This is a genomic window from Clostridium sp. KNHs216, assembly GCF_006714885.1.
In the GTDB taxonomy this organism is placed as follows: Bacteria; Bacillota; Clostridia; order Oscillospirales; family Acutalibacteraceae; genus Caproiciproducens.
The window spans coordinates 418,112-430,153 of the sequence record NZ_VFMF01000001.1 but is presented as its reverse complement, the minus strand read 5'-3'; the positions used below and the strand labels follow the sequence as shown (position 1 = coordinate 430,153).

At 49.9% G+C, this 12,042-nt stretch carries 11 protein-coding genes and 1 other annotated feature; of the genes, 9 read left to right on the top strand and 2 right to left on the bottom strand.

Annotation, left to right across the window (positions count from 1 at the left end):
- Positions 1–13: 13 nt before the first annotated feature.
- The gene (pheS, locus tag LY85_RS02150; protein ID WP_141825284.1) at positions 14–1,033 is read right to left on the bottom strand and encodes a phenylalanine--tRNA ligase subunit alpha; all 1,020 of its coding nucleotides are present in this window, start codon (positions 1,031–1,033) and stop codon (positions 14–16) included.
- Between the two features lie 62 nt (positions 1,034–1,095).
- Positions 1,096–1,310 (bottom strand) — a binding site (T-box leader).
- A 46-nt stretch (positions 1,311–1,356) separates the two neighbouring features.
- Entirely contained in the window at positions 1,357–2,346 is a 990-nt protein-coding gene (locus LY85_RS02145; protein WP_141825283.1) for a LacI family DNA-binding transcriptional regulator, read from the bottom strand.
- 334 nt (positions 2,347–2,680) lie between these two features.
- Here LY85_RS02145 and malQ point away from each other — a divergent pair, with 334 nt between their 5' ends.
- From malQ to sigE, 9 genes are all read left to right on the top strand, one after another.
- Positions 2,681–4,174, top strand: coding sequence for a 4-alpha-glucanotransferase (gene malQ / locus LY85_RS02140; protein ID WP_141825282.1), 1,494 nt, complete (start codon positions 2,681–2,683; stop codon positions 4,172–4,174).
- A gap of 27 nt (positions 4,175–4,201) precedes the next feature.
- On the top strand, positions 4,202–6,541 hold the full coding sequence (locus LY85_RS02135; protein ID WP_141825281.1) for a glycogen/starch/alpha-glucan phosphorylase: 2,340 nt from the start codon (positions 4,202–4,204) through the stop codon (positions 6,539–6,541).
- Between the two features lie 107 nt (positions 6,542–6,648).
- The gene (locus LY85_RS02130; RefSeq protein ID WP_141825280.1) at positions 6,649–7,161 is read left to right on the top strand and encodes a DUF6106 family protein; all 513 of its coding nucleotides are present in this window, start codon (positions 6,649–6,651) and stop codon (positions 7,159–7,161) included.
- Positions 7,142–7,528, top strand: a complete 387-nt coding sequence (acpS, locus tag LY85_RS02125; RefSeq protein WP_141825279.1) for a holo-ACP synthase — start codon at positions 7,142–7,144, stop codon at positions 7,526–7,528. The genes LY85_RS02130 and acpS overlap by 20 nt, the downstream gene beginning before the upstream one ends.
- Complete coding sequence (locus tag LY85_RS02120; protein WP_141825278.1) at positions 7,509–9,041, top strand: NAD(P)H-hydrate dehydratase; 1,533 nt, start codon at positions 7,509–7,511, stop codon at positions 9,039–9,041. The genes acpS and LY85_RS02120 overlap by 20 nt, the downstream gene beginning before the upstream one ends.
- Before the next feature lie 32 nt (positions 9,042–9,073).
- Positions 9,074–9,571, top strand: a complete 498-nt coding sequence (locus tag LY85_RS02115) for a hypothetical protein (protein WP_141825277.1) — start codon at positions 9,074–9,076, stop codon at positions 9,569–9,571.
- 160 nt (positions 9,572–9,731) lie between these two features.
- Positions 9,732–10,103 (top strand): type II toxin-antitoxin system PemK/MazF family toxin, encoded by a 372-nt coding sequence (locus LY85_RS02110; RefSeq protein WP_038324246.1) that lies wholly within the window; start codon positions 9,732–9,734, stop codon positions 10,101–10,103.
- Between the two features lie 286 nt (positions 10,104–10,389).
- Complete coding sequence (locus LY85_RS02105) at positions 10,390–11,214, top strand: sigma-E processing peptidase SpoIIGA (RefSeq protein ID WP_141825276.1); 825 nt, start codon at positions 10,390–10,392, stop codon at positions 11,212–11,214.
- A gap of 90 nt (positions 11,215–11,304) precedes the next feature.
- On the top strand, positions 11,305–12,000 hold the full coding sequence (sigE, locus tag LY85_RS02100; RefSeq protein ID WP_038324532.1) for an RNA polymerase sporulation sigma factor SigE: 696 nt from the start codon (positions 11,305–11,307) through the stop codon (positions 11,998–12,000).
- The last annotated feature ends 42 nt before the right edge of the window (positions 12,001–12,042 follow it).

The following is a 12,042-nucleotide window of genomic DNA, read 5'->3' as shown; positions in this document are numbered from 1 at the left end:
TTCTGCATCCCCCTTAAAATTGCTTCAGGAATCTAACGTCGTTTTCATAAAACAGGCGCAAATCGTCAATGCTGTATTTTCTCATGACTACGCGTTCCAGCCCCATGCCCAGCGCAAAGCCGCTGTAGACCTCCGGATCGATCCCGCAGTTGGAAAGTACCTTCGGGTGTACCATGCCGCAGCCGAGAATCTCGATCCAGCCCTCGCCCTTGCAGAGACGGCATCCTTCGCCGTGACAGTTGAAGCACTGTACGTCCACTTCGGCGGAAGGTTCGGTGAAAGGGAAGTGGTGCGGCCGGAAGCGTACTACGGAATCCTCGCCGTACATACGCTTTACAAAGGTTTCAAGAGTACCCTTCAAATCTGCGAAGGTAATTCCCTTGTCAACCACCAGCCCCTCGATCTGATGGAACAGCGGGGAGTGTGTGGCGTCAACCGCGTCCGAACGGTAAACCCTGCCGGGAGAAATAATGCGGATTGGCGGCTTCTGCTTTTCCATCACTCTTACCTGTACCGGCGAGGTTTGTGTACGCAGCAGAATGTTGTCGTTGATATAAAAAGTATCCTGTGTGTCTCTTGCGGGGTGATCCTTCGGAATGTTCAGCGCCTCGAAGTTATAATAGTCGTATTCGACCTCCGGGCCTTCAACAATCTCAAAGCCCATACCGACAAAGATTTCCTTGATCGCGTCCAGCTCAATGCTCAGGGGATGCTTCGCGCCAAGCTCCCGGCGGACGCCCGGCAGCGTAACGTCGATTTTCTCTTTTTCAAGTCTTTTCCGGGTTTCTTCTTCTTTCAGTTCCGCGGCGCGTTTGACCAGATCGGCTTCAATAAAAGTGCGGACCTCGTTGGCCAGCTGGCCGATTTTGGGGCGCTCTTCCGCGGAGAGACCGCCCATCTGTTTTAAAATGGAGGTCAGTTCTCCTTTTTTTCCCAAATATTTAATACGCAGATTTTCAAGTATCTGCTGTCCTTTCGCCTCATCCAATTCGCGCATCGCTTTTTCGCGGATTGCTTCCAGCTCCTGCTTCATAGCGTTATCATCCTTTCCGTTCTTTCAGACATGAATCAGCAATAAAAAACGCCTCCGCCCCGGCAAGGGACGAAGACGAAAGCTCCGTGGTACCACCCTAATTAATTACTCGTCAGCCTTTAACGGTGCCTGCCGTCGCAGCCTACTGAAAAGGTTCAGCCGCGCCACTCCAAAGGGAACTTCGCCTTTTATGACTTACAGGCATGCTTTCAGCCGCTGACATGCCCTCTCTGAAATAAGCGGGGAAAAAGGTTACTTCCTTTATCATTGTGTTAATACTACATAATATAACACCTTAACACGTCAATTGCAAGCGGGATTTTTTACGGGCAGGTTCCTGTGGAATTCCGTATAATCAGCTCCGGTTTCAGCAGAACCTTGCTGATGCTTACGCCGCCGATCAGTTCATCCAGCATCATGAAAGCGCTTTTGCCGATCGCCACCCTGTCCTGACGGATAGTCGTCAGGGTGGGGGTCAGGTGCTGTGCAATCGGCAGATCGTCGAAGCCGACCACGCTCATATCCAGGGGAACGCATTTTCCAAGACGGTTCAGTTCGGCAATCACGCCCGCCGCGATCACGTCGCTCGCGCAGACAATGGCGGTCGCTCCGTTTTTCATAAAGGAACCGACATAGTCTTTGGCGCATTCCGGAACATAGTAGCCGTTGGCAATTAAATTAGGATTGACTTTCAGTAAATAATGTTCCATGCTTTGAAGAAAGGCCTGATGGCGTTCATTGGTCACCAGACTGTTCTTGGAACCGTTCAGCAGGGCAATGTTTTTATGACCGTATTCGTAAAGATGCCTGACCGCAAGGTCAATGCCGTTATACCCGTCGGTGCCGACGTAACCCACGTGCTTATTGGGGATGCAATTGTCCAGTAAAACCGTTGGAACCGACGTTTTGTACAGTTGGTTGATGTAGTCGTCATGCAGCGCGAATCCCAGCAAAAACGAGCCGCTGTATCCGTGTTTCAGCATATAGGAATCATACTTTTCCTGAGTCTGCATGTTCAGGTTTGTGGGAATGACCGTTACGTCGCAATGATGTCTGGCAGCGCTTAGTTTAAACCCTACAACAATTTCATAGCCAAACTGGTCAATGTTTTCATATTCCATGTTTTCGACCAGGATGCAGACCTTGCGTTTGCCGAGCTTTTGCACTTTTTTGGAAGCGTATCCCATTTCTACAGCGGTGTCCAGCACCAGCTGGCGCATTTCCTCGCTGATATCGTTGGCCCCGTTTAAGCCTTTTGATACGGTGCTGACAGCAATTCCAAGTTTTTCTGCAATGTCTTTAATCGTAGCCATAGAAATCCCTCTTTTCCTGTTCAACCACAGTATATACTTTGGCCGCACATCATTTCAAGAGTTATATTTGCAAATTGGAAAATATATGAAACAAATTTTTTATAAAATAATATTAAAGATTTGAGACTTTAAGATAATTTTACGAAAAATTACGAAATATATCTTTACATATCGGTTTCTTTTATCATTCTTGATTGAACAAATGTCCCGAAATATGATACTTAAAAATATAAAATACTTACAGAATAGTTCCTTTTTTCATATTGACATTCAGAAAATCCTTTGATATTATATTGTCATATTTTCGTGTTTTTTCGTAGTGGGGTGGAAAATATTGCCAGTTAAAAATAAGTTTGTTCGCGGTTCGGGTATTTTGCTCCCAATCAGCAGCCTGCCTTCCGACTACGGGATCGGAACGTTTGGCGGTCAGGCATTTCGGTTTATCGACTTTCTGAAGGATGCCGGACAAAAATACTGGCAGGTGCTTCCCATTGGTCCTACCAGCTATGGAGACAGCCCTTATCAGTCCTTTTCCGCTTTTGCGGGGAACCCGTATTTTATCGACCTGGACATCCTGACAGAGGAAGGGCTTTTAAAGCCCGGTGAAGCGGGTTCTTTTTTCTGGGGAGACAATGAGGACAGTGTGGATTATGCCGCGCTTTTTCAGTCCAGGTTTGCGGTGCTTCGCACGGCCTTCTCCAGAAGCAGACACGCAGACACTGCGGAGTATGGGCAGTTCTGTGAAGAAAATGCATACTGGCTGGAAGATTATTGCCTGTATATGGCTTTGAAGTTTGAATTTGAAAATAAAGAGTGGCTGCTCTGGCCAGAGGATATCCGCTTCCGCCGTCCGGCGGCTGTACGGCAGTATTCGGAAAAGCTGAGAGCGGAAATGGATTTCTGGAAGTTCTGCCAGTTTGCATTTTACAGGCAGTGGAACCGGGTAAAAGCCTATGCAAATCAGCGAGGAATCCGGGTGATCGGGGACATTCCGATTTATGCCGCCTTTGACAGCGCGGATGTCTGGGCAAACAGCGAGCTTTTTCAGCTGGATTCCCGTCGCAGGCCGACAAAGGTAGCCGGGGTCCCGCCCGATCTTTTCTCAAAGGAAGGGCAGCTCTGGGGGAATCCTCTGTATGACTGGGAGGCCATGGAACGCGGTCATTTTGACTGGTGGAAAAAACGGATGGAATTTTCCGCAAAGAGATACGACGTTATCAGAATCGACCATTTTATCGGCATTGTCCGGTACTATGCCATTCCCGCGGGAGAAACGACGGCGGTCGGCGGCAGCTGGCAGCCCGGTCCGGGGCGTAAACTGACGGACGCGATAAACGGCTCCATTGGAAAAGCGCAGGTGATTGCGGAGGATCTGGGCGTTGTTGTTCCCCAGGTGAAAAAGCTCCTGAAAATCAACGGATATCCCGGAATGAAAGTCCTGCAGTTCGCGTTTGACGGCGATCCGGCCAATCAGCATCTCCCAATGTACTATACAAGCAATACGGTGGTTTACGGGGGGACGCACGATAATGACACGCTGGTCGAATTTTTCAGCAGGATGCCGCCAAAAAACAGAAAGTACGCAAAAGAATATCTCAATGTCAAAAGGAAAAAAGACCTGCCGGGGGCGGTCCTTCGCGCCGCCTATGCCAGCGTGGCCGATACGGTGATTTTTCAGGCGCAGGATATCCTGCTTCTGCCTGGCTGGGCCAGGATGAACTATCCCTCCACGGTGGGTTCCAACTGGCGGTGGAGGCTGAAAAAGGGTCAGCTTACCGACGAAATTTCAAAAGAACTCTGCAGCTTGGCGAGGATTTACGGCAGATAGGTCTCTGTACTTTAAGGAGTGGATTTTATGAACACATTTAAGAACGATGTGATAACCCTTTTGGAATTGGAAAACGGTAAAACGATCCATCAGGCGGATGTTTCGGAACTGTATCATGCGGTTTCGACGGCGGCAATGAAGCAGGTGAAGTCCAAATGGGAAGCGCCGGACGCCGGTAAAAAGGCCTGCTATTTTTCCGCCGAATTTTTAACCGGACGGCTCATTTACAGCAATTTACAAAATTTAGGACTTCTGAACCAGCTCTCTGAGCTGTTTCATGAAAATAATATAGACGTAGCCGTTTTTGAAGAGATCGAAGACGCGGCGCTCGGAAACGGAGGGCTTGGCAGACTCGCCGCCTGCTTTCTGGATTCGGCCGCCACACAGGGGATCGCCCTGAACGGTTACGGAATCCGGTACAGGTACGGCCTTTTCAGGCAGTATTTTGAAAACGGATTCCAGAAAGAGACCGTGGACACCTGGCAGCAGTTCGGCGACCCGTGGTCTCAGCGCAGAGAAGAGGACAAAGTAGAGGTCAGGTTCAAAAACCAGACGGTCTATGCGGTTCCCTACGACACGCCCGTCATCGGGTACGGAGCGAACACAGTGAACACCCTGCGTCTTTGGCAGGCGGAGCCGGTGGTCCCGTTTGATTTCCAGCTGTTTAACGACCAGAAATTTGATCTTGCCGTCCGGGAGAGGGACGACGCGGAAGCCATTTCCAGCGTACTGTACCCGAACGACACGACGGACAAGGGGAAGAAGCTCAGGCTGAAGCAGCAGTATTTTTTCACAAGCGCGTCTTTGCAGGACCTGATCAGGACCTATAAAAAAAGATATGGAAATGATTTCATGCATTTTTCAGCGGAGTACGCGATCCAGCTGAACGATACGCATCCCGTGGTGTCCATCCCCGAATTTATCCGGCTTCTGGTCTCCGGGGAGGGGGTGTCCTTCGGCAAGGCGCTGAAAATCGCAAGACAGACGTTTGCCTATACCAACCATACCATTATGGCGGAAGCGCTGGAAAAATGGGACGCAAAGCTGTTCAAGAGCGTGCTCCCCAATGTCTACCGGTATGTGGTCATGATCAATAAAGCCCTGCTCAAAGAGCTGTCCGGTATGGGGATTACGACAGAGGAATCGCAGAAGCCGTATCTGATTATTGACGAAAACTCGGTGATCCATATGGCGCGGCTCGCTGTTTTCGCTACCCATTCCGTGAACGGTGTGGCGGAAATCCATACGGAAATACTGAAAAATTCCGTGTTGAAAGAATGGTATCAGATTTACCCAAAGCGGTTTAACAATAAAACCAACGGAGTCACACAGCGGCGCTGGATGGCACTTTCCAACATGGAGCTTTCCGGGTTTCTCACCGATAAGATCGGCAGTGGCTGGGTTACGGATTTGGAAAAGCTCAGAAATCTGGAACGATATAAGGACGACGATAACGTTATCCGCCAGTTTGCGCAAATCAAACAGATAAAAAAACAGCAGCTTTCCGACTATATTGAAAAGCATGACGGAATCAGACTGAATCCCAAATTTATTTTTGACGTTCAGGTGAAACGGCTGCACGAATATAAACGTCAGCTCTTAAACTCTTTTTCCATTCTTGATTTATATTTCGGCATAAAGGACGGAAGAATTAAGAATTTTAACCCGACGGCTTTTCTGTTTGGCGGCAAAGCGGCCCCGGGGTATCTCAGAGCAAAGGGAATCATTAAATTCATCAATGAAATAGCCAATAAAATCAACAATGACCCGGACGTCAACCGTTTGATGAAAGTCGTTTTTGTTTCTAATTACAATGTGTCCTATGCGGAAAAAATCATGCCTGCCGCCGATATTTCCGAACAGATCTCGACAGCGGGGACGGAGGCTTCCGGTACGAGCAACATGAAGCTGATGCTCAACGGCGCGGTAACGCTCGGAACGCTGGACGGAGCGAACGTGGAGATCATCCGGCAGGCGGGGGAAGAAAACAATTATATTTTCGGAGCGCGTGTGGAGGAGCTCGAAAAAATTGCGGACTCCTACAACCCGAGAACGATTTATGAGCAGAATGAAAGGGTACGGGCGGTGGTGGATACTCTTGTCAACGGCATGTTTGACGACGGAGGTACCGGAATGTTCCGGGAGCTGTACCATTCCCTGCTTGACGGAGCCAGCTGGCACAAGCCGGACCATTACTTTGTTCTGTATGATTTGCTCTCTTACAGTGAGACAAGGCTGCGGGCGATTTCCGATTACAGCAACCGTCAGGCATTTTCCCGCAAAGGCTTTTTGAACACAGCCGGCGCCGGAAAATTTTCGAGTGACAGGGCGGTCAGGGAATATGCCATACAAATCTGGGGAATGTGATAAAGAATCCGTCAACAATTCCGCTGCCGGGGGTTCAATCCCTTGTAATGCACAAACCGATATGTTACAATATCCCATAAATTAGCATTCGGTTGGAGAGATTGAAAATGGATATTTTTGTTGAACAAATGATCAGAAAAAGAATGGGGAAAAGCGATTGGTTCGTATTTGCCGGGGTCCTCGTGGCAAGCTGCCTGATTCTTGCGCTTTTGGCGGTGTACATACCCATGCTTTTATTGCCGGCTATGGTTGGTATTTTTGCTCTGGATTACTATCTGGTTTCTTCGCGCAGCCTGGAATACGAATACAGCGTGACCAACAGTGATATTACGATCGATAAAATCATCAGCCGCCGGAGCAGAAAAAAAGTGATTTCCGTTGATGCGCACGACATTGAAGCTCTGGGCAGGTACCGGAAGGAAGATCATCAAAAGCAGTCCTATTCGGCCAGGTTCAACGCTTCGGAATATGAAAACGGCAGGGACGCCTGGTACCTTGCGGCGCGCCATCCCCAAAAGGGGAGGATCCTGGTGCTGTTCAGCCCGAGCGAAAAAGTCCTGTCTGCGATCAAACCATTTCTTTCAAGGCAGGTAGCAGTCAATGCTTTTGGCAGGAATTGATTTAGTTGAAATAAAAAGAATCAAAAAATCCATGGAGAATCCGCGCTTTTTACTGAGGATACTTGGCCCCGCCGAGTACGCTCAGCTTGAATTGCGCGGATTTCCCGTTCAGAGCGTCGCCGCCAGCTTCAGCGCAAAAGAAGCCTTTTCCAAAGCGCTGGGCACGGGGATGCGCGGATTTTCGCTCGGCGAGGTGGAGCTGTTAAGAGAGGCAAACGGCAGGCCTTATTTTCAATTGCGCGGCAGTGCGCTGAAAATCGTGCAGAAAAGAAAAATTGTTCTCCAGGTCAGTGTGACCCATACAAAAGAATACGCTTCGGCGGTTGTGATCGGGGAGGAGCCTGAAAATGAAGGTATTAAACTGTGAACAGAGCAAAGAGCTTGAAAAAAAAGCCGTCGACTCCGGGATCAGCTATTTGGAGCTGATGGAAAACGCCGGTGCCGCGGCCGTCCGCTTCCTGCGGAAAAAGTTCAGCCTGTCCGGACGGAAAGTCGTGATTCTCTGCGGGAAAGGAAATAACGGTGGGGACGGCTATGTGATGGCGCGTAAGCTGTTTGAGCTCGGCGTGCCGGTTACCGTGGTGATGACCGACGGCCTTCCCCGCACAGACCTTGCAAAGACCGTGTTTTTGCGTCTGAAGGATACAACGGTAAAAATTCTGGACGGTGAGGAAAACGGGAAGGCGGAAACCGTCATTGCCTCTGCCGACTTCATCATCGACGCCATTTACGGGACCGGATTTCACGGCCGTGTTCCGGAAGAAATCCTTCCGGTTTTTCACGCGGTGCGAAATTCCGCCGCGGTGGTGGTTTCCCTGGATATCCCCAGCGGGGCCGGCTGCGATTCCGGGGCGGTGGACGGGGAATGCATCCGGGCGGACTATACGGTTTCCTTTTCCACCCTGAAAAATGGGCATCTGATTCAGCCCGCGCAGGATTACTGCGGACAGGTGACCGTGGCGCCGATCGGGATCGGCGCGGATCTCGTCGGAAGCCAGAAGTCGACGTTTGAGGTAACGGAGCTTTCGGCGGCACAATCCCTGCTGGGGCCGCGGGACCCGCTCAGTAATAAGGGGAATTACGGCAGACTGCTGTGCCTCTGCGGCAGCGACGGAATGGCCGGAGCGGCGGTAATGAGCGCAAAGGCGGCTGTTCGCTGCGGGACCGGTATTGTGGATATGGCGCTTCCCCGTACGATTTACCCGATCGTCGCTTCCCAGATTGTGGAGCCGGTTTTCACCCTGCTTGACTATGCGCCGGACGGAACGATGCTTCCCGCCGGACATAAGGCGCTGGAGGATGCCCTGTCCAAAGCGAGCGCGTGCCTGATCGGCTGCGGGCTGGGGCGCGGGGAAGAAATGACGAGGATCGTATGCGGTCTCGTTTCCGATTCTCAGGTTCCCCTCATTATTGACGCAGATGGCATAAACATCCTTGCGGAGAATATAAATGTATTAGAAACAGCCCGCGTTCCTGTTGTGCTGACTCCCCATCCCGGGGAGATGGCCCGTCTGATGAAGACCACCGTAAAGGATGTGCAGGCCCACCGGTTTGAATATGCCCGGAGCTTTGCGGAAAAGCACCATGTCATCCTCGTGCTCAAGGGCGCCGGAACATTGATTGCGGAGCCGAACGGAATGGTACATCTCAATCCAACGGGAAATCCCGGAATGGCAAAGGGAGGCAGCGGGGATGTTCTGGCGGGAATGGCGGCTTCCTTTATTGCACAGGGGATTGACCCTGCGGCAGCAGCGGTCGGCGCGGTGTATCTTCACGGTGAGGCGGGGGATCGCTGTGCGAAAGCGTTTTCCCAGTGTGCCATGCTGCCGACGGACATGATCGGTATGCTTCCGGGTCTGTTTCTGGAGCTTGAGCGGTAAAACCGTATTTTTTGTGCGGAGAGTGGAAAGCTATGCGCCGGACAGCGATATGCCTGTTTTCTTTTTTTCTGGTTTTCTCTTTTTCTGCCTGTGCGGCGCAGGAAATAAAAGCCGAAGACATCGTTTTCTGTTTTCACTGCACGGCCGACATTGATTACAACGGCGAAAAAATACAATGCGCATTGAGCCGCGACGCGCCCGGAAGGGCGAACGTGCAGTTCCTTTCCGGGGACATGAACGGCCTGACCTACGATTGGAGCGGCGAAGGATTTTCTGTTTCCTACAGCGGACTTTCCGCCAAAAGCGTTGAGTGCGTTTTGCCGGACACCTCTTTTGCGGTCGTTTTACTGCAGGTTCTGGACTATGCAGAAAAAGACGGTTCCCTTACCAGAACGCATGGGGATGAATTTTCCGGCACTGTGGAGGGCATTGATTTCACAATGACCGCCGACAGAAGTACAGGGCAGATTCAAACCATTTCCATTCCTCAAAAAAAACTGAAAGCGCAGATGCGCGACGATACACAATAAGGGTGTGACAGCGGTTGCACCCTTTTTTCTATTTAATTTTATGTCAACCCCCGCGTCTAAATAATATTATGTGTTAGGGACTGCATGCGAATAAATCGTCTGGAGAATGTCAACAATAATCGCAGACCCTATATCATAAATTATTCGGAGCGTGAAAAATGTGAACATTAGAAGAGGCGATATTTATTATGCCGACCTAAGCCCGGTTGTTGGTTCTGAGCAGGGCGGCGTCCGACCTGTGCTGATTGTTCAGAATGATGTTGGAAACCGGTTCAGTCCGACCGTGATTGCCGCGGCAATAACCAGCCAGCGAGCAAAAGCAAACCTTCCAACGCATATTATGCTCAATGCCCAGACCACCGGACTCGCAAAGGATTCCGTTGTCCTGCTTGAACAGGTTCGTACAATCGACAAACACAGATTGAAAGAGCGCATGGGGCGCCTTGATAATACGGCAATGACACAGGTCAATCAGGCTCTATCTATCAGCTTTGGCCTTGATCTTGACGAAGAGGAACGCGAGGCTACATAGAGTTGCCTGAAATCAATAAAAAATATGTACATTTCTATTGGCCGTAAAAACCATAAAAATAAAATAAAAAAGAGGAATGGTCTTCCCGTAAATGAACAGCAGAAAACCCAGCAGGAAAAACAGAAGTACGAAAATGTGAATCAAATAAAACGCAACGCCGGTTCTTGTGAGGACCGGCGTTTTTTTATTGTAAACATACAATTTTAATTCTGAATCGGATACAATTTATGACACAATGTTTGACCCTGCACCGGTATAATTATTTTTAGCGCAGGGAGGGATCTCTTTGAAGCAGACGATTTACATAGACGTACTGGTCGGTATCAACTTATTTATTAATTATTTTTTGCTGCTTGCCGTTTCAAAATTTCTTTCGCTGCCGGTGAAACGTTCCAGAATGGTTGCAGCCGCGGCCCTGGGTGCGGCCGCTTCTCTTTCTATTCTGCTGCCCGAAACCAATCTCTTTTTATCCTTGGCTTTTAAGCTGGCCGTGTCGGGACTGATTGTTTTATTTGCGTATCCCTATTACGGAATCAAGCAGTTTCTGAGAGAACTGGCCGCCTTTTATATCATGAGCTTTGCCTTTGCGGGTTTCATGCTCGCGCTGTGGTATTTTATCGCTCCGCAGGGGCTCATCATCAAAAACTCGGTGGTTTATTTCAATGTTTCACCGCTTCTTCTGATTATTCTGACAATCGTGTGCTATTTTATCATACGTCTGATCCACCGTATTACGGGCCGTCAGGCTCCGGAAGACCTTTTCTGCCGGATTCAGATCGATTTTAACGGAAAGTCGGTTTCCTGTGCCGCAAAGGTGGATACCGGAAACACGCTGACCGAGCCGTTTTCAAACGCGCCGGTCGCCGTTGTCTGTGAGGATTGTCTCGACGGAATCGCCCCGCAGCACGAAAGCGGGAAAATCCGGCTGGTGCCGTTTCAGGCGGTTTCCGGGGAAGGGCTTCTTCCGGCGTTTAAACCGGATAAACTGACAGTCATGACAGGAAGAGAGAAAATTGAAGTACACGAGGTATACATAGCGGTAACCAAATCGAAGCTTGGAGCGTTCAGCGCGCTCTTAAATCCGGACTTACTGCAAAAAACGTCAGCCTAAATTTGGCCGTAGGCAGGCGCGTTTCTCAGCCGCGGCGGCAGCGGCAAAAGGGAAAGAGTGAAAATGGGAATGAATAAGCTGATAAGGGAAATGGGAAATAAGCTGTCATTATTATGGCTGCGATTAGGTCTAAACGGGCATGTACACTATATTAACGGGCCCGAGACTCTTCCTCCGCCGCTGACGAAGAAGGAAGAGGAAAAGGTGATGACGAACATTCTGAACAATGTTCCGAATGCGAGGGAACCGCTGATTACCCACAACCTCAGGCTTGTTGTGTACATCGCAAAAAAGTTTGAATCGAGCAGCGCCGGGGTGGAGGATTTGATCTCGATCGGAACGATTGGGCTGATTAAAGCAGTCAACACTTTTTGCCCCGAGCGCAACATTAAACTGGCAACCTATGCGTCCCGCTGTATTGAAAACGAAATTCTGATGTACCTCCGCAAGAGCTCCCAGTTAAAAAATGAAGTCTCTATCGACGATCCGTTAAATGTGGACTGGGACGGAAACGAGCTTTTGCTTTCCGATATTCTGGGCAGCGACCAGGATACCGTCAACCGCAACATTGAACAGGAGGTAGAGCGGAATCTTTTGCTGACCGCCGTGTCGCATCTCGCTCCGCGGGAGCGGGAAATCATGCAGCTCCGTTTTGGCCTGAACAATACGAAAGAGCATACGCAGAAGGAAGTAGCCGACACCCTTGGTATTTCACAGTCATACATATCGCGCCTGGAAAAAAGGATTATTGAAAGGCTGAAAAAGGACCTGGAGCGCGTAAGCTGAAAAAAGGCGGGCATCACGATGCCCGCCTTTTTCGACGCTTTC